16 protein-coding genes are annotated in these 21,780 nt (G+C 69.6%); 7 read left to right on the top strand and 9 right to left on the bottom strand.

Annotated features, from left to right (window positions below):
- Positions 1–51: 51 nt before the first annotated feature.
- Positions 52–861, top strand: a complete 810-nt coding sequence (locus tag OHS59_RS03500; protein ID WP_328491897.1) for an SDR family NAD(P)-dependent oxidoreductase — start codon at positions 52–54, stop codon at positions 859–861.
- A 13-nt stretch (positions 862–874) separates the two neighbouring features.
- Here the strand turns inward: OHS59_RS03500 and OHS59_RS03495 are convergent, their stop codons facing one another.
- A complete protein-coding gene (locus tag OHS59_RS03495) occupies positions 875–1,615 on the bottom strand; it encodes a GntR family transcriptional regulator (protein WP_328491896.1) in 741 nt (246 codons plus the stop codon).
- A gap of 174 nt (positions 1,616–1,789) precedes the next feature.
- On the opposite strand from OHS59_RS03495, the gene OHS59_RS03490 reads away from it, so the two are divergent.
- Entirely contained in the window at positions 1,790–2,776 is a 987-nt protein-coding gene (locus tag OHS59_RS03490) for an alpha/beta fold hydrolase (protein ID WP_328491895.1), read from the top strand.
- Positions 2,777–2,861: 85 nt separating this feature from the next.
- Here the strand turns inward: OHS59_RS03490 and OHS59_RS03485 are convergent, their stop codons facing one another.
- The 6 genes from OHS59_RS03485 to OHS59_RS03460 all read right to left on the bottom strand — a co-directional run bounded on the left by OHS59_RS03485 (position 2,862) and on the right by OHS59_RS03460 (position 13,575).
- Positions 2,862–4,898: a hypothetical protein gene (locus OHS59_RS03485; protein WP_328491894.1), complete on the bottom strand. Its 2,037-nt coding sequence runs from the start codon at positions 4,896–4,898 to the stop codon at positions 2,862–2,864.
- Positions 4,899–5,118: 220 nt separating this feature from the next.
- Positions 5,119–6,531 carry an erythromycin esterase family protein gene (locus tag OHS59_RS03480; RefSeq protein WP_328491893.1) on the bottom strand — a complete coding sequence of 471 codons (1,413 nt, stop codon included), beginning with the start codon at positions 6,529–6,531 and terminating at the stop codon, positions 5,119–5,121.
- A 179-nt stretch (positions 6,532–6,710) separates the two neighbouring features.
- Positions 6,711–9,731 (bottom strand): family 16 glycoside hydrolase, encoded by a 3,021-nt coding sequence (locus OHS59_RS03475; RefSeq protein WP_328491892.1) that lies wholly within the window; start codon positions 9,729–9,731, stop codon positions 6,711–6,713.
- Positions 9,732–9,901: 170 nt separating this feature from the next.
- Complete coding sequence (locus OHS59_RS03470; protein ID WP_328491891.1) at positions 9,902–11,134, bottom strand: hypothetical protein; 1,233 nt, start codon at positions 11,132–11,134, stop codon at positions 9,902–9,904.
- Positions 11,135–11,243: 109 nt separating this feature from the next.
- Positions 11,244–12,791: a serine/threonine-protein kinase gene (locus OHS59_RS03465; RefSeq protein WP_328491890.1), complete on the bottom strand. Its 1,548-nt coding sequence runs from the start codon at positions 12,789–12,791 to the stop codon at positions 11,244–11,246.
- Between the two features lie 19 nt (positions 12,792–12,810).
- Positions 12,811–13,575: a serine/threonine protein kinase gene (locus tag OHS59_RS03460; RefSeq protein ID WP_328499039.1), complete on the bottom strand. Its 765-nt coding sequence runs from the start codon at positions 13,573–13,575 to the stop codon at positions 12,811–12,813.
- A gap of 485 nt (positions 13,576–14,060) precedes the next feature.
- Between OHS59_RS03460 and OHS59_RS03455 the strand changes: the two genes are divergently transcribed.
- Positions 14,061–14,879, top strand: coding sequence for a response regulator transcription factor (locus OHS59_RS03455; protein ID WP_328491889.1), 819 nt, complete (start codon positions 14,061–14,063; stop codon positions 14,877–14,879).
- 190 nt (positions 14,880–15,069) lie between these two features.
- On the opposite strand, the gene OHS59_RS03450 is transcribed toward OHS59_RS03455, so the two are convergent.
- Positions 15,070–15,783 (bottom strand): TetR/AcrR family transcriptional regulator, encoded by a 714-nt coding sequence (locus OHS59_RS03450; RefSeq protein WP_328491888.1) that lies wholly within the window; start codon positions 15,781–15,783, stop codon positions 15,070–15,072.
- Between the two features lie 136 nt (positions 15,784–15,919).
- Here OHS59_RS03450 and OHS59_RS03445 point away from each other — a divergent pair, with 136 nt between their 5' ends.
- Genes OHS59_RS03445 through OHS59_RS03430 form a run of 4 tightly spaced genes read left to right on the top strand, consistent with a single transcriptional unit; the run spans position 15,920 to position 18,917 of the window.
- Positions 15,920–17,026, top strand: a complete 1,107-nt coding sequence (locus tag OHS59_RS03445) for a hypothetical protein (RefSeq protein ID WP_328491887.1) — start codon at positions 15,920–15,922, stop codon at positions 17,024–17,026.
- 12 nt (positions 17,027–17,038) lie between these two features.
- Entirely contained in the window at positions 17,039–17,599 is a 561-nt protein-coding gene (locus tag OHS59_RS03440; RefSeq protein ID WP_328491886.1) for an ester cyclase, read from the top strand.
- Between the two features lie 34 nt (positions 17,600–17,633).
- Positions 17,634–18,446, top strand: coding sequence for an MBL fold metallo-hydrolase (locus OHS59_RS03435; RefSeq protein ID WP_328491885.1), 813 nt, complete (start codon positions 17,634–17,636; stop codon positions 18,444–18,446).
- A 3-nt stretch (positions 18,447–18,449) separates the two neighbouring features.
- On the top strand, positions 18,450–18,917 hold the full coding sequence (locus OHS59_RS03430) for a GNAT family N-acetyltransferase (RefSeq protein WP_328491884.1): 468 nt from the start codon (positions 18,450–18,452) through the stop codon (positions 18,915–18,917).
- Positions 18,918–18,975: 58 nt separating this feature from the next.
- Here OHS59_RS03430 and OHS59_RS03425 read toward each other — a convergent pair whose 3' ends face one another.
- The gene (locus tag OHS59_RS03425; protein ID WP_328491883.1) at positions 18,976–21,714 is read right to left on the bottom strand and encodes a Tat pathway signal protein; all 2,739 of its coding nucleotides are present in this window, start codon (positions 21,712–21,714) and stop codon (positions 18,976–18,978) included.
- Between the last annotated feature and the right edge of the window lie 66 nt (positions 21,715–21,780).

Here is a 21,780-nt window from a genome sequence, read left to right as displayed (position 1 = left end):
ACCACCGCCCTTCCCCCACTCCCTTTCGCATGTCGTTCTCAGGAGGACAACGTGACCGTTCCCCGCCCCGGGTCCACGGCAGAGCCCGGTACCGGCCGGCTGCACGGCAAGGTCGCCCTGGTCACCGGCGCCGGTGCCGGCATCGGCCAGGGATGTGCGCTGCTCTTCGCCGAGCAGGGTGCCACCGTGGTCGGCTGCGACGTGGATCCGGCCGCCGCCGAGCGCACCCGCAAGCTCGCCGCCGACCGCGGTCTCGCCGTCGAGGTGCTCGCCTCTCTGGACATGACCGACCCGGCCGACGCCCGGCGGTTCGCCGACGAGGTGTTCGCACTGCACGGCCGGGTGGACGCCCTGGTCACCGCCGGTGCCATCGCCCCGCACATGGCCACCGCGGCCGAGATGGACTTCGACACGCAGTGGACCCCGACCATGCGGGGCGAGGTCGACGTCGTCTTCCTGCCGGTGCAGGCCGCCTGGCCGCACCTGGAGGCGTCCGGGGGCGGTTCGATCGTCAACTTCGCCTCGGTCAACGCCTTCCGGGGCAGCGGCACCTTCGGGATGGTCGCACACTGTGCGGGCAAGGCCGCCGTACTCGGACTGACCCGTCAACTGGCAGTGGAGGGCGGGCCCTTGGGCATCCGAGCCAACACCATCTCGCCGGGCATGGTCCGCACCCCCGCCACCGAGTCGGCGGGCGCCCACGAGGGCGCGGCCCAGGAGGCACTCCTCGCCCGCATCCCGCTGGGCCGGGTCGGCAGGCCCGAGGACATCGCCTGGTGCGCGGTCTATCTGCTCTCCGACGAGTCGACCTGGGTGACGGGCGGGAACTTCCCCGTGGACGGCGGAGTGCTCGCCAAGTGAGGGGCCGGGCAGGTCAGTCGGCCGAGCGGCGCTTGCGGGTGGCCTTGCCGCTGCCGGGGGTGTCCTGCTCGATCTGCTCCTCCACGGCCCGCAGCGCCCGCACGGTCGCACCGGCGATCAGCGCCGAGGCGAGCTCCCCGTCCCGTTCCTCACAGGCCTGGATGAGCCGTTCCTGGTCGTCCACGCTGTAGGCCAGCCGGCCGGGGCGGGTCAGGCTCAGGTGCCGCAGCATCAGGGTCCGCAGGGCGAGCGAGTCCAGGATCTGCTTGAGGGTGGTGTTGCCGACGATCTCGGTCATCCGCTCCTGGAGCAGGACATGACTCCAGAAGTACGCGTCCACGTCGGCGGCGTCGGCGAGTTCGCGCATCGCCTCCACCCGGGTGCGCAACTCGGTCAGTTCGGTGTCGGTGGCCCGTTGGACCAGCAGGCCCGCCAGCATCGACAGCAGCTGCCGGCGTACCTGGTAGATGTCCTTGATGTCCGTGAGGGAGGGGGCGGCCACGCGGGGGCGGCGCCTCGCCTTCATCTCGACCAGGCCCTCCTGTTCGAGGAGCATCAGCGCCTCGCGCACCGGGGTGCGGCTGGTGTCGAAGCGGCGGGACAGCTCGACGCTGTTGAGGTCCTGACCCGGCTGCAGCCGGCCCTCGATGATGCCCGCGCCGACCCACTCGGCGATCTGCGCCACCAGCGGTTCCCGTCGGTCCCGTAGCCGCAGCAGCCGCTCCAGCACCAGGTGCGTGTCCTGATCCGACATGCGCCGTGTCCCCCTGTTTCGGGTCCAGAGATCTCAGTCGGGAGATCTCAAAGGTGGCTCAACGGTGTCGACACTACCGCATACGGAGATCACTTCCGGCGGCGATCAGGTACCCCCTGTCGACACCTGCACGGAAAAACAGTCGAACCGTACGAATCCTATGGGAGGAAAAGAGTGGAGAACGACAGCAGGACTCCATCACCCGCCTCGGCCCTCAGCAGACGGGCCGTGGTCGGCGGCGCCACCGTCCTGGCCGCGCTGACGGCGACCGGCGCCGGAGCGGGAACCGCCCGTGCCGCGTCCGGCACCGCCGACGGCACATCCGGCGGCGGTCCTCCGTGGGAGCCGGTTCCGGTGCCCGCCCAGCGGCCCGTCACCGAGTACCAGGTGCCCGTCGCGGGCGGCGGCGGTCTGTGGTGCTGGGACACCGGCGGGAGCGGTGAACCGGTCGTGCTGCTGCACCCCGGTTCGGGCAGCGGGGAGAGCTGGCCGTACCAGCAGCCCGTCCTCGCCGCGGCCGGTTACCGCGTCATCGGCTACTCGCGGCGGGGTGCGTACCGCTCCGTGGCGGGCACCAAGGCGGAGGCCGACACCGCGTCCGGGGACCTCGACACGCTCGCCGGCCATCTCGGGCTCGACCGCTTCCACCTCTCCGGTGCGGCCGCCGGGGGCCCTGTGGCCATCGACTACGCGCTCTCGCACGAGGACCGGCTGCTCAGCCTCACCGTCTCCGGCAGCATCATGGGCGTGCAGGACGCCGAGTACCTGGAGCTGACCGAGGGGCTGCAGCCGGACCCGTTCGGGGACCTGCCCGTGGCCGTCAAGGAACTCGGGCCCTCCTACCGGGGCAGAGACCTCGACGGGGTGGCGGCCTGGCTGGCCGTCAACGCGCGGGCCCGGACTGCCGACGCCTTCGCGCAGTCCCTCGCGCACACCATCACCTGGGCGGCACTGGGGACACTGACACTGCCCGTCCAGCTGATCACCGGCGACGGCGACCTGTACAGCCCGCCGTCGATCATGCGCCTGAACGCCCGGTATCTGCGCAGGGCGCGGACCCATGTGGTGGACGAGGCCGGCCACAACCCGCACTGGGAACAGCCTGCCGCCTGGAACCGTCTGCTGGTCGCGTTCCTGAAGAAGAACGGCCGACGCCGATAGGAGCGGGGCAACGGACTCCGGCCCCCGGGATGCGGTGACATCCCGGGGGCCGGTTCACGTCCGGGCACGCCCGGTCACATCCGGTTCACGCGACCGTCAGTGTGAGTGCCCCCGTGTAGGAGTGGCCCGCCTCGATGGCGGTGGGTGCGCCGTCGACCGTCAGCGTCACGGTCCTGCCCCGCGGGGCCTTGACGGCGGCGTCGGCGGCCAGGGTCAGCGCGCTCAGGTGGGACGTGCCGGTGACCGTCCACGTGGAGCCGCTGCCCAGGGTCACCACGACACCGTTGTTGACGACCGGGGACACGGTGTTGGTGACCTCGCTGATCTCCCGGTACTCGGCGATGGTGATGGTGGGGACCCGGTGCTTCGTGGTGGTGGCCGAGATGACGCCCTTGAGGGTGGAGCGGGTGAAGTCCAGGACCAGGTTCTGTCCCTGGAGGCTCGCGTTGCCGCCGCCCCGGACGGCGTTGTAGAAGTCGCCGCTCAGGTCGATGTCGGTGAAGGAGGCGGTCGCGTCGGTGGCCTGGGCGCTGGTGGTGACCCACGTCGACGACTTGGCGGGGGAGCCGGTGGGCTCCGTGTAGGTGCCGGTCATCTCGGTCTTCCAGGGCTTGCCGGTGACCGGGACGCTGCTGGGCCGGTCGGTGTCCATCAGCTGGAAGATGACGCCGTTGCCCGGGTTGAGGGTGGCGCCCTCGGAGCCGTCGACGGTGACCTCGGCCGCGACGGCCTTGCACATGAAGGTGGTCCTGCCGGTCCTGACCCGGGTGCCGCCGTCGACGGTGACCGAGCCGGCCGCGTACCAGAGAACCATGAAGCGGCCCGCGTCGATGACGGTCGGGCGGACCGGGAGTTTCCTCAACTCGGCCTTGGTGAGGCCGATTTCCAGTGAGTCGTTCAGTGCCGCCACGGCCTCCTTCGTGCTGTCGCCGTAGTGGGCCGAGGCACCCCAGTGGATGAGGGCGTAGTCACCGACGTCGAAGGTGCAGCCGAGGAAGTGCTCGGTGACACTGCCGATGGCGTAGGAACCGTAACCCTGGCCCTTGGTGTTTCCGATGTGGCTGTTGATCGCGGTGAGGGTGCACTTGCTGCCGCCGTCGACGGACAGGGCGCCCCATTTCTCCGAGGTGATCGAGGAGTTGACGTACGACGCCCGGGTGCTCGCGCCGAGCAGGTTGGTGGTGCGGACGTTGCCCGACAGGCCCAGCATCCACGGCACGGTGATCATGTACCGGGTGTCGCCGGTGCCGGTCTCCGGGTACTCGGCGGGTACGTGGCTGCCGTCGGCGCAGTGGAGTGTGGAGTTCTTGACGACGACGTTGGCGGTGGCGTCGGCGATGACCGCGGTGCGGACCACGCCCTCGTTCTTGATGACGGCCCCGTCCACGACGAGGTTGGTGCCCTCTCCGGTGCCGACGACGGAGGCGCCGTAACCGATGAAGTCGCAGCGGCCGTTGCCGTCGAAGGCGATCTTCGGCCGGGTCAGGGTGTAGGAGCCGCCGCCCGTGACGTACACGCCGTTGAAGGACTCGCCGTCGGACAGCAGGGTGACGTCGCGCGCCGCGGTGTCGGTGACGGTGCCGCCGCGCACGTCGGAAGGAACCGACCTGCCCTCGTCGACACCGCCCGCGTCGACGTAGAGGGCCTGCCGGATCGGGAAGCTGAGGTCGCTGAAGGTGACGTCGTTGGCCACGGCGACGTCCAGGACCACCTTGCCCCGGTAGGTGCCGGGGGCGACGGCGGTGGCCAACCCGCCGTGACCGTCGGTGAGTTCGCTCAGTCTTCCGCCCGTCTCCACGCCGTTGACGGTGAGGGTGAGGCGGTACCCCTCCGGGGCGGCGATGACCCCGCCCTCCTTGATGGTGAGCGTGCTCACCGTGGTGGTCGCGGTGAGTTCCAAGGTCTCCCCGGAGCCGACGGTGAGGGTCCTGCCGCCCTTCGTGACGTGTGCGGCGGTGTGCTTCGTGGAATGTGCCGCGGCCGGGGTGGTCAGCGCGGGGGTGACCGCGAGACCGGCGATCGCCACGAGGAGAGCGCGGGGGCGGGCCCGGTAGGTGACGTCCTGGTCCATCACGGACGCCCCGGCCGGCCGGTCCGCACCTGTGCTGCTTCTGCGTACCACTGTGAACTCCCTTGTCTTCCAGTGCATTCGGGCATGGCCGACCGTCGCCGGCGCCGCGAACGGCGCCGGCGAGGACGGCGGGCGAACCCATGGAGAAGGCCTGCAGGCGAGGTTCGACTGCACGGTACTGTCGACACTTCTGGGCCTACAAGGGGTGCGGTGAAGATACACAGCTAGTTTCTGGCGACACTAGTGTGGTGCTGGGTGGTGTGATCGTGAGTCAGGGAGTGCCCAGGTACTCGGTGGCCTCGACCTCGTTCAGGTGGATGAGGATGTCGTGTGCCTTGCCGAGGCCGATCCTGTACGTCATGGGGTCGGGCCATCCCGCGCCGATGTTGTAGGTGACGCGCGGCTTCGCCAGCCAGGCACGGGCGGCGTTCGGAGCCGTACGCATGTCGAGGATGTAGTCCTCCTGTCGGACCTTGTCCAGGGTGTCCTCGTTGGAGCCGGGCTTCGCGGCACCCACCCGGTAGGTGCGCATCACGTTGTCGTCGGTGCCGAACGCCTTGAAGGCGCCCTGGTGGAAGCTGGAGCCGATGCTGACGTACTCCTTGCCCAACGAGTCGTGCAGGAAGGACCCTTGGGTCTTGGGGTACCGCTCGTCGAACGAGTCGTAGGACACATGGGTGTTGTGCGCCGACAGGAGGATCCTGTCGCCGGTGTGCTTGCGCCACCACGCCACGTTCTCGGCCATCACCTCGTCGCGCATCCTCATCATCTTCGTCACCTCGGCCTCGTCGGTGACGTCGAGGGAGTAACCCTCGGCCATCTGATGGATGGCCCTGGCGTGCTGCACGGCCCACAGGTGCGCCTGCTTGTCGCCGCGCGCCGGACGCCGGTCCCGCAGCAGCTCGTACACCTTCCGGGTCCGCTCGGCCCGCTCCGCGCGCTCGGCGAGCGGCAGTTTGAGGTACGCGTCGCTGTAGGTGCCGGCGTCGGTGGTGGGGGCCAGCCCGCGGTAGAGCTCGGTGACCTGGTCCAGTAGCTGAGGGTGTTCACGGGCCACATGGTCCGTCACCCGCTCGTACGACTCCGGCCCCGCGTAGCCCATGTCATTGCCCATGAACCGCACCGGGTCCTTCGGGTGAGTGCGGTTGTAGTCGCGCATCCACTCGATGAGGTCGATGTAGTCCTGGTTGTTCCAGATCCGGTACGCGCCCTGGAACTCCTCGCGGGCTATGTCCTTCAAGTCGCCCTTGCCGTACAGCACATACTCGTCGACCCGCACGCCGCTGCTCCAGGCCAGCTCCAGTGAGAAGGTCCGGAAGCCCTTCTTCTCGACCAGGTAGCGGAACAGCCGGTGCTTCATCTGGAAGAAGTCCTGCGAACCGTGGGTGGCTTCACCCAGGCCCACCACGTCGGCGTCCCCGACCATGCGTCCCAGCGCGTCCAGATCCCGCAGACCGCCTTCGGGATCGGTGCTCCTCAAAGGGCGGGCACTGCGCTCGATGGCGTCGACCACACTCTCCAGGCTCTGTCCGGAGGCCGCGGACCGGGAGAGTGTGGTCGATGCCGGGACCGGAGCCGGAGTGGGTGAGCCCTTCACCGCGTCCGCGATGGCGGGGGTGGCGACCGCCACGGCGCCGAGGGTGAGGAGGACCGAGGGAATGATTACTGCCTTGCGTCGCGTCATGGCTATAGATTCCCGTGCGCACCGGGGTCGTCACGAACCCATACGCTGCCCACCCCGAGGTACCGCAGGCACTACCCCCGGCCCCCGGCAGGCCCCAGGTACGAGAGCCGGGCCCGGCGTCAACCGGACCCGGCCTCAGGTCACTTCACCTCACATCGCTTCGGGTCACCTCACCTCGGTCACGTGAGAGGCTCCAGCGTGATGTTGCGGAACCGGACCTTGTTCCCGTGGTCCTGCAGTCGGATCGCTCCCGTCGACGGTGTCTCGGCCCGGCCCGAGGCGGTGGGGCTGTCGAGGGTGATGTCGTCGTGCACCTTCCGGCCGTTCCACACCACGGTCAGCCGGGCATCCGCGGTCTTCTTGCCGGTGTCGTCGTAGCGGGCGGCGCGGAAGACGATGTCGTACGTCTGCCAGGTCTCCGGCGCCTTGGCCGCGTTCACGTCGGGAGCCTTCTTCAGATAGATGGCTCCGGCCTCGTTGGTGTCCAGCGTGGTGTCGCCGTAGGAATCGAGGATCTGCAGCTCGTAGCGGTCCTGGATGAAGATCCCGCTGTTCCCGCGGTTCTGCCCGGTGACGTCGTCGGGCAGCAGCGGGACCCGGAACTCGGCGTGCAGCTTGAAGTCCTGGTACGCGTCGATGGTCCGGATGTCACCGCAGCACACCTCCATCGAGCCCTCGTCGGCGAGCGGCCACTCCAGCCGCCGGCCGTCCGTGTGCTGCCACTGCGACTGCGAGGCCGCGGTCCCGTCGAAGAGCGCGAGGGACGCGCCCTGGGGGCGGACGGTGATCAGGTCGAGGTTGACATGGCCGGTGTCCCCGGCTTCGTAGCGGTAGGAGATGGTGTTGTCGCCCTTGCGCAGCTTCACCGGTTCGGTCTGGGTGGACCATGAGTTCCAGTCACTGGTGGAGGCGAGCTTCACCTGCCGCAGCTTCTTCCCGTTGGCGTACAGGGAGAGCGACTTGGTTCCCTGGAACGGGTTCGGGCCGTTGGAGTAGCGCAGGTTGACGTCGTAGGTGCCCGACTTCTTGACCTGCACGTCGAAGGTGGTGCCGACCTTGCCCTCCGTGTTGTAGCGGGCGACGAAGCCGCTGCCGGAGTAGCCGGGGTGGTCCGTGGCGATACCGGCCGTGCCCGTCAGCCGGGCCTCCTCGGCCTCGTACTGCGTGGCGGCGGGCGGCTGCTTGCCGGGCATGGCGTTGAGCGTGTACCAGGCCTCGGTGTTCCACAGCGACTCACCGGACTCGGAGGTGAAGGGGCGCGGGGAGCGCAGGTGCACGACCCGGCCGGGCTTCAGGTTGTCCAGGCGCAGCTTCACGGTGCGCTTGTCCTTCGACAGCTCGGCCGACCGCACGGGGAGCACCTCTTCGGCGATCTTCGGGCCGCCGTAGTCGCTGGTCGGTGTGTACCGCCACTGCTCGGCCTTGTAGTGCTTGGCCAGCTCCTCGGCCGTCTTCGCGGACACCGGCTTGGTGTACGTCAGGTCGAAGCCGCCCGGCACGGCGCGCATCGTCTTGACGTCGAAGGTGTTGCCGCCGTTGGGAGTGAGCTTCTGCAGGCCGAACTTGAGCTTGCCCTCCTGACCCCAGTTGCCGTCGGCGCCCAGACCACCGGCGTAGAGCGAGCCGTCGGGACCGAGGGAGAGGCGGTTGACCCCGGCCTCAAGGCCCTGCGTGTAGCGGAAGACGGCGCCCTGGTACTCGCCCTTCACCTTCTCCAGGTACGCGCGCTGCAGGCCGCCGTAGGTCACGTCGCCGATCAGCATCTGACCCGCGAACTGCCCCTTCTTCAGATACAGGGGTGTGGAGGGCGAGTTCGCGATCTCGTTCTGCGGCAGCCACAGCACCGGATTGGTGGGCTCGGCCGCGTCGAAGGGGCCGGACGGCTCGGTGTAGTGGTTGAAGAAGCGGCCCTTCTTGACGTGGATGAGCTTCGACGAGGGAAGCCAGCCGCCCTGGTTGTCGGTGGCGAAGATCTCGCCCTCGGGTCCCCAGCCGATCCCGTTCGGAGTGCGCAGCCCGCCCGCGACAGGGCTGATCTTCCCGGTCTTCTTGCTGACCTTGTACGTGGTCCCGCGGCCCGGCGCGGGCTGCGGAACCGTGGTCGCGCCACCGAGGTTGATGGAGACGGACAGGTTCACGTAGAAGTGGCCGTCGCGGTACAGGAGTCCGAAGGCGAACTCGTGGAAGTTCTTTCCGTACGGCCAGGTCGCGACGGTGCGGTACTCGTCGGCCACGTCGTCGCGGTTCTTGTCGACGAGCCGGGTCAGCTCGTGTTTCTGCGAGACGTACAGCGAACCGTCCACGTACTTGATGCCCATGGGCTCCCGCAGCCCGTCGGCGATCTTCTTGACGGTGACCTTGTCCTTGCTGGTCGCGCCGGTCACGTTGTCCAGCAGGTACACCTCACCGGCAACGTTGTCGGAGCCGCCCCAGGTGCTGATCGCCAGCCGTCCGTCGGGCAGCCAGTCCATTCCGGTGACCTGCGGTTCGAAGCCGTCGGGGCGCAGGTCGGTGAGGGTCAGGTCGGGGCGTACGTCGGTGAGCGGGAGGCCGTCACCGGGGGTGTCGCCGCTCGCCTCGCACTCCTTGCGGCCGGGTGCCGTGACCCGCACGACGCCGGCATCCGTGCTCAGCGCCTCGCGCGGCACGGTGCTGAAGTCGCTCGCGCCCGGCGGCTGCCAGGCGAGGCGCAGTTCCTGTCCGCCGTCACGCTCGAAGTGGTCGATGCGCAGCGGGTGCGAGCCCGCGGTGAGCTGGACGGAGGCGTCCTTGGGCTCCGCGCCGTGGAGTCCGTCGTGGTCGATGACAGCGGCGCCGTCGATGCTCAGCCGGGAGCCGTCGTCGCTGGTGAGGCGCAACCCGTAGGTGCCGTCGCTCGGTACGACCAGATAGCCGGTCACTTCCGAGACGAAACGGTCGGAGAAGCCGCCGAAGTCATCGGTCGTGGACCAGTCCACGGTCGACTTGAGCGCGTCGTGGTTGGGGGTCTGTCCGGGTTTGAGGGTGCAGAGCTTGCTCAGCGGTGTCTGCACGTCGAACACGCGCAGCGTGACCCCGGGCTCCTGCGGCGGGATGTCCGCCGCCGAGACGTCCGAGGCGGCCGAGGACGCGGGGGCGGCCAGGAGGCCGCCGGTCAGAACGGCCCCGGTCAGTAGGGAGGTGAGGAGTCTTCGGGCACGCAGGAACTGATGGTGGGACAACGGTCCTCCATGAAGCGGGACCGGACCGTGCCGGATTGCGTTCCGGTCTTTCTGACGTGGCTGCGGTGCGCCGCCAACCTAAGGGGCTTTCACTTGGCATGTCCATACTTTGTACTGTGAGTGTTCAAAGTCCTTGCCCGTTCGCCCCTTTGGCGCCGAACCACTCAGGGTCAGGAGACGCAGACCGGTACGTCGGGCAGCTTGTCGTCCGGTGAGCTGACGTAGATGTTGGACATGTAGCCGCCGTACTGGGGCAGGTACGCCCACCAGTTGTTGGTGTACGGCGGCACGGAGACGGTCTCGCCCTGCTTCTGGCAGCTGATGAGGACCTCCGCACCGGCGGGCAGGCGCGTCCGGACGCCCGAGGCGGTGGTCGCCGCGTCACGGACGCCGACCCGCGTTCCCCAGGTGCCGTACCACTTTCCCGTGGGCCTCGTCGCGCCGGGCACGTCGAGGCTGCGGGTCAGCCTGCCGATGTCGGTGTAGGCCTTGCCGTAGCCGGTGCCGATCGGGTGCAGGGTGAGGACGGCGACGATGGTCCGGTCGCCCGCGCCGACCGTGCCGGTGGTGTGCAGGGCCGGCCGGGACAGATTCACCGGTTCCGCGGCCCTCGACCCGGCGGCCTTCGGTCCCGTGGACTTCGACGCGGACGACGGCTCCGTCTTCTTCGTGTTACCGGGACCGCAGGTGCCGGCCTCGTAGTCGCCCGACCAGCCCTGCTTGACGGCCCAGGGCCGGTCGAAGGCACCGGGAATGCCGAAGTGCTGGTCGAAGGAGTCGGAGGCGCAGCGGGTCGACTGCCGCAGGTTGGACATGATGAACTCCCGTACGGGAGCCGGTGCCTGTTCCAGGATGTAGCGGTAGATCTTGACCGTGTCGCGGGCCGAGACGGCCGTGTAACCCCAGTAGCCCTCGTACCCGGCGGGTGGACCGGCGGTGTCGCTCAGAACGAGTTCGCGGACCATGCGGGTGACGATCGCCGGGCCGCCGTTGACCTCCCAGTAGTGACTTGCCGCGTCGTCGTCACTGCTGCGGAGCATCGGCTCCAGCAGGGCGCGGTCGGCGGCGGGGATGGTGTAGTCGGGACCGCGGTTCCAGAGGAAGTCGAGCACCAGCAGCAGCTTGACGACGGACGCCGAGCGGAACCGCATGCTCGCGTTGAGCTGGTCGGTGAAGGTCCCTGTCTGCCGGTCGTACACCGCGACCCCGGCGGTGACATCGGCCGGGACCTGCACCTGGGCTGCCGCGGCGGACACCGTGCCCTCGGCGTCGGCTGTCGCGCCGCCCGGAGCGGCGGTCGCGGTGGTGGCCGCTGTCGCCAGACAGAGCAGCAGGGCACTCACGGAGAGCAGTGCCCGCCGCGCCGCCTTCGGCCCGCTGCGGATGGATGAGAGATGCCGCATGATCATGTGCCCCCTGTTGCGTGCGGTGACGGAATGATCCGCGACGCTAGGCGGGGGTGGCCCGGGGCCGCTCCTGACGTGTGTCAGGAGCGGCCCCGGGCCCGGTGTGTCAGGGCGTGTAGTCCTTGAGGTTGGCGAGGACCTCGTCCACGTAGGGCTGCACGGCCTTCGGTACACCACCGGCCTCGATGACGGTCCGGTCGCTCGTGCGATAGCCGGCGGCTATCAGCCCGGGCAGGTTCTCCCGCAGGTCGTTCTGCTTGAAACGCTGGTCGAGCCAGCAGGTGAACACGGACATGGTCGCGATGGCGTCGGGAGGCGACATGTAGTCCTTGTCGCCGTCCTTGTCGCCGTCCACGGCCCACGCCTTGAACACCGCCGGCGTCCACATCGCGATGCCGTGCTCCCCGGTGGCGGCCCGGGACGCCTTCGGGTCGAAACCGCTCTCGGCCTTGAGCATCGCGGCCAGCAACGCCGGAGTGACCTCCGCGTCCGTGCACCGCTTCGCGGCATCCGTGATGATCCGCCGCAGCGGGACGGGCACATCGGAGTCGGCGGGAATGGCCCCGGGCAGGGCGGTGTCGGCGAGCGCGGTCCCGGTCGCCGAGGACTTCGACTTCTCGGGGGTGTCCTTGCCGTCCGAGGGCGCGAAGGCCACTAATGAGGCGGCGACCGTCGCACAGGCGGTGAGGCCGGCGGCGAGCACGACCGCCGGACGCCGGTACAGGGGCCTGGGGAGCCGCTCCACATGCAACGCGCCGACCCTGCGCGACAGTTCAGCCGCGTCCAGGGCCGCTCGGGAGGCGTGGTCCGGGGCCAGGCATTCGACGATCAGCTTCCGCCACTCCGGCTCCAGGGAGTCGTCGAGGCGGAGCGGAGCCGAACCGTTGGCGTAGGCCTGCGCGGCCAGGGAGCGGGCCCGTGCCGTACTGCCGGGGAACGGATGGAGGCCGCCCGTCAGCACCTGGTGCGCCAGCACACCGAAGGCCCAGATGTCCGCCGTCTTCCGCACGGTCGTGCCGTGGACACCGGTCCGCTCCGACCACCACTCCGGGGGTACGTGGTCGAGCGAGCCCAGGGGCGGAACGTACGCGTGCGTGCCCTCCAGCTCCACGGTGAGCCCGAAGTCCGCGAGCCACACCGCTCCTTCGGGCCCGAGGAGGATGTTCGCCGGTTTGAGGTCCGCGTGGATCCAGCCGTGCGTGTGCATGTGTGCCAGCCCGGCGGCCACCCCGCTGAGGATCCGCTCGGCCTCCGGCAGCGGCCGTCCTGTCCCGCCCGCCGCGAGGAGATCCTGGAGGCTGCCTTCGGCACGGTCCATCACCAGTGCCGTCATGCCGTCCAGCTCGGGCCGCTCCGGATCCCTCAGGGTCACGACCGCGTGGGTGCGTACGAGGTGGGGGTGGTCCGCTTCCGTGCTGAACTGCGCCTCCTTGTGGGCCAGTTCCTCCATCGACGCACGCTGTCCCGGGGTCAGCAGGTCGGTGCGCAGCAGCTTGATGGCGACGGCGGTGCCGCCGACGGCGGTTTCGACGACCTTCTTCGCCGCGTACACGCTGCCCCAACTGCCCGAGCCTATGAGGGCGGTGATCTCCCAGTCCGCGATGCGGTACCCCGGCGCCGGGTCGAGCGGGGGAGTGGTGTGCGAGTGGTTCATCCTGGGCGAGCCTTTCGGTTCAGCGTCTGACGGCTGGAGGGAGCAGAGCCAAGTGCTCTTCGCGGACCAGATTGAAGCGCAGTGCGAGGCTGACCAGCCGTTCGCGCTTGCCACCCGCCTCGCCGTAGGAGCCTCCCGGGCCCTCCCGCAGCCGCAGCTTGGTGTCGGCGAGATAGTCGATGTGGTAATTGAGCGCGGAGCGGGTCAGCTCTTGGCAACTCGGCAGCGGTCGCAGCCGTTCGAGAACCTCGCCCACGCCGGGGACGGCCGCGCTCGACGAGGAGCGCAGCCGCGGTTCGCACAGGGCCAGCAGCACCAGGAAATACTTGGACGTGGGGTTCAGCGAGAAGGGGCTCGTGGTCGGTTCTCCGGCAGGGGTCTCGCACCCGGCTTCCGCATACGCGTGCTGGGGCGCGAACACCTTGAATTCCATGGGAGTTTCGACGGCGGGCAGAATTACCCGGGACAGCTCGAACGGGACGGGTGCACCAATACGTCCCGGTGCGACGCGGATGTGTTCCCCTGCCCCTTCGAGGTTCTCCACGACATACGTGGCCTCAGCACTGTAATTGGAAAGACGCCAGTAGTCCTCCACGGCGGTGACCTGTCCGGCGCACCGCGACACCGCGGGGTCGCGCAAGGGTATCGGCAGCGGTGTCCCGGGCCTCCCACGCCCGAACTCGGCGCTCTGACCCGGGCTCAGGCGGACCAGACGCGGCTCGGGCCGGGGGCCGTCGGAGTGGCGGACGACGGCGTCGGAAAGCTGCACAATTACGGTGGTCACTGCGAATAGTCCCCAAATGGTCAGCGGCTCAACGGGCATTCGTCGCACGGTGCAGGGAGGGCGAATGCGCGGCGTGCTCAGGTGTCGTCAGAATCCGGCGCAATGCGCCGGGGTGGCAAGCCCGATACGTTTGACGCCGGGAGCGCGGCAGTAGTTCCCCGGAAGTGCCCCCACGAAGGACGAATCGCGAAGAACCACGACGGATGAAAACGCTTTCCCCGGCACATGTGCGCAAAGCGCCCTGTGCGGCGTCGGCGCGGGACGCGGTCACGCTCGTGGAGCAGCGCCCCCTCCTACTGAAGGAGGAGACGGACGCGGCATCTGATGCCTGGCCACCAGATGGCATCGCCGGCAGTCGCACGATGCCGCGCCGCACCCCCGCACACCAGGCCGGTCACCTACTCGAACCCAGACCCGGAGACCCGTTTCTCGTGGCTACCTTGCTCTGTCGGCTGGGCCGGACCGCCTTTCGGCGGCGCCGGCTGGTGACCCTTCTGTGGGTGGCGATCGTCGGCGCCGCCGGAGCCGGAGCCGTCACGGCTCCCGCGGCATCCGAGGACACCACCTCCTTCATGCCCGGCATCGAGGCGCAGAAGGCCTTCGAGCCGATCGGCGAGCGCTTCCCCGGCTCGTCCGCCGACGGCGCCACCGCGCAGATCGTGTTCATCGCGCCCGACGGCCGGAAGGTGACCGCGACCGACGAGCGCGACACCATCGAGTCGGTCGCCGACATGACCGTCGTGGCGGAGGCCGCCGACGGACAGGAGGCCGTCGACCTCGCGGTGACCCATCGCCCCGACGTGGTCATCATGGACATCCGCATGCCGAACGTGGACGGGGTGTCGGCCACCGCGGCCATCTGCGCGCGGCCGGAGCTGTCCGCGACCCGCATCCTCGTGCTCACCACTTTCGAGAGCGACGAGAACGACGAGAGCGACGAGAACGACGAGAGCGACGAGAACGACGAGAACGTCGCCAAGGCCCTGCGCGCCGGTGCCGGCGGCTTCCTCGGCAAGGGCGTCAGCCCCGAGGTCCTGCTGTCCGGCATCCGCACCGTGGCCGCCGGGGAGGCCCTGCTCTCGCCCGCCGCCACGCGGTCGCTCATCATCCGCTTCCTGGCAGCCCCGCACGCCGACGCCCTCCCGGCTCTCCCCGACATCCTCAAGGCCCTGACCGAACGCGAACGCGAGGTCACCGCCCCGGCCGCGCACGGCAACTCCGACACGGAGATCGCCGAACAGCTCGTCCTGAGCCCGCTGACCATGCGCAGCCACATCCAGCGGGCCATGCCTCCATGCCCATGACCGGGCAACTCGTCGTCATCGCCCACCAGGGCGGCCTGGTGACACCGCGTCCGAATCCCCACGCGTGACCCCGCCCTGACGCGTGGACCCGGTCCTGACCCGTGCCCCGATCCTGACCCGTGCCCCGATCCTGGCTCGCGCCCCGAATCTGACTCGCGATCCGGTCGTCACCCGTGACGCGCGCGAGAGTTCATCGGAGGTGGCCCTCGTCGACCTTCCTCGTGACGGCGGTGACGATCAGATCGAGCGCGTACTCGAACTCCTCGTCGTGACGGAACCGGGCCAGATGAGGAGCGGCTTCGACGAGCACGGGCAGCTGTGAGGCCTCAAGGTCGCGCTGCCGGGTCGCCGTGGCCTCGGGGCCGACCACCCCGAAGGTCGGACCCGCGGCGACCTCGCGCAGCAGGGTCCCGATGACCGAGGCCAGCAGTGTCCTGAGCAGGTGCACCGCCTCCTCCGGTCCGCAGCCGGCGGTGCGCAGCACCGACAGCACCGTGGCGACGGGCTGCAGGCCGGCCGAGGACGACAGCTGCCGGGTCAGTACGAGGGCTCCGGCGCGGGGGTGCGCGAGGGTGGCGGCTCGGAACGTCCTTCCGATGGCGCGCAGGTCCGCGTCGAGCGCCCCCGTCGGCTCCGGGAGCGCCACCCCGACCAGGATGTGCTCGGCGACCGCGTCGAGGAGGTTGTCCTTGCCGTCGACGTAGTTGTAGAGGCTCTTCGGGTCGACCCCCAGACGCCGGGCCACCGTGCGCATGCTGACGCCCTCGACGCCCTCGTCGTCGATGACGGAGATCGCGGCCGCGACGACGGCGTCCCTGGTCAGCGTGGAGGAGCCCTTGCGGGGCCGGCCGCGCCGGGGCGGGGTTCCAGGCTGGCTGTCGGCGGGTGCCGTCCGAGTTGTCACGACTCCATCATGCCTCATTCTTGCGTAAACCCACGGTGTGGACTATAACCGTGTTGCGCTATACCCACGACGTGGGATTAACCAGTGCAGGCCGAAGCAGGCAGATGCAGGACGATGGCGACCGATGGAGACCGGCATGCGGGCCTTCCCGTGGAACACGACGAACGTGGCCGACCTGCCGGGCATCGGCACCCCGGTCGACTCGCTCACCGACCAGAGCCGGACACCCGGAGGGCCGGGAGCACGGCTGGCCGCGGCCCGCGTCGAGGGAGCCAGGTTCAAGCGCGAGTTCGCGACGACGGGTACGCCCGACAGCATCACCACCTGCGATCTGGTCACGCTGCCCTACCCGACGCGGTTCGGTCTCTTCCGGGCCTCCCGAGCCGTCGCGCCGTTCCTGTCGATCACCAACCGCATGCTCGTCATCCGCTGGCGGGAGACCGACGGCCGGGCCCGGGTGCTGCTGTTCGAGCCCAGTGACGTACAACTGGGCCAGTACACCCCGTACTTCGACCGGCTCGCCCGGCGGACACCGGCCGCGGTCGCCCGCCTGATGCTGACCCGGCACGCCACGGTCCCGGAGCATCTCGCCAGGCTGGGCATCGCGCCGCAGGACGTCGACTACCTGCTCTTCGACCATCTCCACACGCAGGATCTACGGCGCTGGGTGGGCACGACGACGTACCAGGACGACCTCGGCGGCCGGCCGGAAGCGGCTTTCCCGAACGCCAAGGTCATCGTGCAGCGTGACGAGCTCGCGGGCATGGCCGAGCTGCATCCGCTGCAGAGGCCCTGGTACCAGCCCGCCGCCTACCGGGACGTCCCGCCGGAGGCGTTCCTCCCGATCGAGGGCTCCGTCGTCCTCGGCCCCGGGGTCGCCGTCGTGAAGACACCGGGCCATGTGTTCGGCAACCAGAGCCTGGTCGTCAACACCTCCACCGGCATCTGGGTCAGCAGCGAGAACGTCATCGCCGCCGAGTGCCTGACGCCGGAACACTCGAAGCTCCCGGGGGTGGCCAGGTGGAGCCGCGAGTGGGAGTACGAGGCCGTCCTCAACGCCAACACCATCGAGACCACGGCCGACCAGTACAACTCGGTCGTCCTGGAGAAGACGCTCGCCGACCCGAGCCAACAGGACCCGCGCTTCCTGCAGTTCTTTCCGTCCAGCGAGCTGACGGGCGCCTGGACGAACCCCGGCACGAAACCGACCTTCAGCCATCACGCCATCACCCACACCCGTTAGCGAGCCCCGCACATGAACCGCTTCGTTCTGCCCGACGAGTCCGTGCTCCGCGCCCGGGAGGCACTCGTCCTCGACCACTTCCGCGACGAGGTGGCCCAGGACTGGGACGCCGCCCTGTCCACCTTCCCGCACCCGCACTACGAACTCATCGCGCTGATGAAGGTGCACGACGGCGACTCGGACGTGCGCGCGTACTACGACGACACACGGGTCGCCTTTCCCGACCAGCACCACGAGATCATCGCGTTCCGTCACAGTGCCGACGCCGTCATCGTCGAGTTCTGGCTGCTGGGGACACACCTCGGACCCCTCGGCAAGATCCCGCCCACCGGCGCCGAACACCGCACCCGCATGAACGCGTACTTCATCTTCGACGAGAACGAGAACCTCGTCACCGAGCGGATCTACTTCGACCAGCTGACCATCCTCAAACAACTGCTCGCAGGTGTCGACAGACGCAAGCCGAGCGGCCTGCTCAAGCTGGCCCGCATCGTCAAGGGAGTCCTGTCCATGGCGGGCGGCGCACCCGATCCGCGGCTTCTCGACACCACCCCGCCGGACTTCGTCAAGTGATCCGCCCCGCGGCATTCGGCAAGGAGGCTCTCGGGTGAAGGTCCATCACCTCAACTGCGGGACGATGCGACTGCCCGGCGCCCCGCTCGTCTGCCACGTCCTCCTGGTCGAGACCGGCAGAGGGCTGGTCCTCGTCGACTCCGGCTTCGGGACGAAGGACATCGCCGAACCGGCCCGACGCCTCGGCGGTGTGCGCCATGTCGTCCGCCCGGCTCTCGACCCCCACGAGACGGCGCTGCACCAGATCGGACAGCTCGGCTTCCGCGCGGAAGACGTCACCCACATCGTGGTGACCCACTTCGACCTGGACCACATCGGCGGACTCGCGGACTTCCCGGACGCACAGGTGCACGTCACGGCGGCGGAAGCACGTGGGGCCCTGTCGCCGGCCACATCACTGGAGAAGAGTCGGTACAGGCGCACGCAGCTGTCCCACCATCCGAAACTGGTCCGGCACGACGCGACCGGAGAACAGTGGCGGGGGTTCGCCGCCGCCGAGCAGCTCACCGCGATCGACGACGGCATCGTGCTGGTGCCGATGCCGGGCCACACCAGAGGTCACGCCGCCGTCGCGGTCGACGCCGGCGACCACTGGGTCCTGCACTGCGGAGACGCGTTCTACCACCCGGGCACCCTCGACGCCGCCTCCCGCGTCCCGGCCTCGCTGCGGATCCAGGAGCGCCTCGTCGCGCACGACATCAAGGCGCTGCGAGCCAACCAGGCCCGCCTCGCCGCACTCCGCGAAGGCGAAGGCGAAGGGGGCGAGGGGCGGCTCATGGTGGTGTGCGCCCACGATCCCGCTCTGTTCGAGGCTGCTCGCGCACGTGGGGGGAGCGCTAGCATGTAATGCATGACTACCGATAGTAACCCTTACGAGGTGTGTGCGGGTGTGCCCTCCGTCGAGGTCTTCCGCCGCCTGCGCACCGACGCCGGCCTCTCGGACAAGGACCCGGAAGCGGTTGCGCTCGCGCTGCCCAATACCTGGTACGGAGTCGTCCTGGAGCATGCGGGGGAGCCCATTGGTATGGGGCGCGTCATCGGCGACGGCGGTACGGCGTTCCAGATCGTCGACATCTGCGTGCACCCGGCACATCAGGGGCGCGGCCTCGGCAGACGCATCATGGCCGCGCTCACCGAGGAACTGGAACGCCGGGCACCCGCCACCGCCTACGTCTCACTGATCGCGGACGGACCCGCGCGCTTCCTCTACGAGAAGTTCGGCTTCGCCGACACCGCCACACATGACTCGATCGGCATGTACCGACTGATGGGCGGCAGCCACGGAAGCGCTGGTTCACAGGCGGAGCCTGTGGTGTGAACAGAAGGAGGGGGCGGCCCGGTGCCACCCCCTCCTCCGTCGGCTCAGCCGCGTCAGGTCACTTAGCGGCCGCCGTGACCGTGAACGTGCCGCGCTGGAACTCGCAGCAGCCCGCGAACACACTGACGTTCCAGACGCCGGTCGCGGCGCCTGTCAGATCGAGGGCCGCGGTCAGTGTCCGGTTGTCGGCGGAGACCGACTGCGTCGTGGCGGTGAGCGTCCTGCCGCTCTGGGTCAGCCGTACCGTGGCGCTCGCGGGCAGCGCGGTGCCCGTCACCGTGAGCGTGACCTTGCCGCCGGTGGCCCCGGTGGCAGGGCCGACCGCCGTGACACTCACCCTGTCCGGGCCGCACAGCGTGTAGGAGCAGACCAGTTTGGCGCTGTAGGCGGTGCTGGACGCCTTCTCCGGCAGCCCGAGCACGAACACGGTCGGGCTTGCGGCCGAGGACGAACCGCCCACCGAGCACTGACTGCCGGAGGACGACTGCGTGCAGCCGTTGTTCCAGGCGCTGTCGTACAGGGCCGGCACCGCGGTGGTGGTGGCGCCGGTGGTGTCCGTGATCTCGGCGCTGAAGCGGTCGAGACCCGCGGTGGGCAGGACCGCGCACACCGCGCTGTGCGACTCGTCGAGCGTGCCGGTGACGGGCCCGTAGCCGTACGACACGGACGGGACCTTGGCGCACTCGGGTGCCGGGCCGTCCGCGGTCGCGATACGCAGGGCGTCCAGGTGGTACTCGGGTGCCGCCTTCAGCGTGGCCGGAGTCTGCACCACGACCTGGTGGGTGGTGGAGCCGGTGGCCGCGCAGGAGCGGTTGCGGAACGAGCACTCGGCGGCGCCGTCACCGCCGAAGACGACGATGTTGGCGGTGCCCAGAGCGTCCCGTACGTCGAGGTGCAGGACGTCGGTGGCCGCGTCGGTGGTGACCTGGTGGCAGTTCAGGGTGCCGGGGGCGCCGTAGGAACCGAGGACGGACGGGCCGCCGACCTTCGAGGCACCGGTTTTCGCACAGCCCGCCGAGGAGGCGGTCGAGGTGACGTCACGCCTGGCCAGCGTGTAGGTGGCGGCCTGGTCGCGGCCGGTGACGAGCACGGTGTGGGCCGCGCCCGGGGTCAGCGGGCACAGCGTCCAGACGTCGGTGCCGGCAGCGCGCTCGCAGACCTTCTTGCCGGTGTCGTCCAGTACCGAGAACTTCGCCGCCACATCGCCCGAGGCGGCGGTCAGTTGGAACAGCTCGGACTTCGTGTGTGCGCCCGCCGGAACACTCAGGCAGTGCGAGAAGGTGCCGTCGCCGGTGGTCAGCGTGGCCTTGGCGCCGTCGGCCGAGAAGCTGCCCGCGGGCAGTACGGGGCAGTCGTTCGCCGCGTCGGTGCGATGGAACGCCACCGCGTACGGGCCCGTCGCGTCGTCACCGTTGTCCGTGGTGTGCATCAGTGCCCGGTAGGGCGCCGCACCGGTCAGCGCGCAGTAGCCGCCGGCCAGGTCGCTCGCGCCGCACTGGCTCTTTCCGGCCCGGTCGAGGACCTCCACGTCGGCGTCCACTCCGGTGGAGGAGAGCGCGGTCAGCGCGGCGATCCTGGCGCCCTGCGGAACGTCCAGCGTCAGACAGTCGTACTGCCCCGCCGTGGTCAACTCGCCCTCGTACAGGCCTGTTCCGGCCGACAGGCAACCGGCGTCGGAAGCCCGGTCGAGGACGATCAGGTCGGCACGGGCGGTGCGGAAGGGGTAGGTGCCGTCGAGGACGGCCGTGTAGGTGCCCGGCGTCTTGACCGTGCACGGGTCGGCCCCGTACCGGCACACACTCAGCCCGGCCGCGTCGTACACCCGGGCCACGCCGACCTCACGCTCCTCGTCCACGGAGTGCACGGTGTACGGGCCTGCCGCGTCGGCCGTGAACGTGAAGCACGGGTTGACGACGAAGTCCTGCTGTTCCAGCGGGCCGTAAGGGCGGACCGGGGCCGCGGTGCAGCCCCGCGGGTCACTGAGCCGGCGCACCTTCACCGCGTACTCGGCGGGGAAGCCGCCCGACGCCTGCCGGACGGTGGAGATCGCGCGATAGGGGCCGTCGCCGGGAAGGACGCAGCTGTCCTCGTCGTCCTCCGGAAAGCGTTCGCAGATGCGGGCACCGGTCCCGTCGGTGATCCAGGCGAGTGATTCGCCGGACGACTTGGAGCCGTGCGTGAGCCGGACCCGGTCGCCGCGCTTCCCTTCGAAGGGCTGGCAGTCGACCTCGACCGGGCTCACGGTCGTACGGCCGGCTTCCGGCTGGTCCCAGTCGGTGCCGACCTTGTCCGCGCAGCCCCGCGTCGAGCCGAGCGGTACCAAGGTGACCGAGGTGGTCTCGTCCTCCCAGCCGGTGTTCAGCACCTTCAGCGTGTAGGTGCCGGCGGCGGGCACCGCGCACATGTCGTTCGTGGTGTAGCTGTCGCCATGGCAGTCGACCTGACTGCCGTCGGCGGCGAGCAGTTCCCTGGTCATCTTGTTGCCGCCGGCGTCGACCGCCGGGGCCAGATAGAGGCCGGCAGCCTCGATGGTGACGGTGTAACAGACGCTCGAATCGGGTGCGACGCTCGCCTTGCCGACGGCGTTGCCCGGATCGCCGAAGGGCGCGAGCGCGAGCGGTGCGCACTCCTCGTCTGCGGCAGCGGCATCAGGTGCCACCGCACCGGCGGCCACGGCGGTGCCGGCTCCGGGCAGGATCAACAGTGAGGCGAACAGTGCGACGAGAGCGGCGAACACGGCCGGTGACGCGGCCGCCCGTCTGCGTCTCGCGGACAGGCGGAAGTTGCCGTCCAACATGAAACCCCCCTGGGTCATCGGTCGTTGAGGCGATAGTCGCACACAGGTGTGACACAGCACTCGTGA

Origin of the sequence: Streptomyces sp. NBC_00414, assembly GCF_036038375.1 — a bacterium.
In the GTDB taxonomy this organism is placed as follows: Bacteria; Actinomycetota; Actinomycetes; order Streptomycetales; family Streptomycetaceae; genus Streptomyces.
The sequence above is the reverse complement of the archived record's forward strand: the minus strand, read 5'-3'. Positions and strand labels throughout refer to the sequence as shown.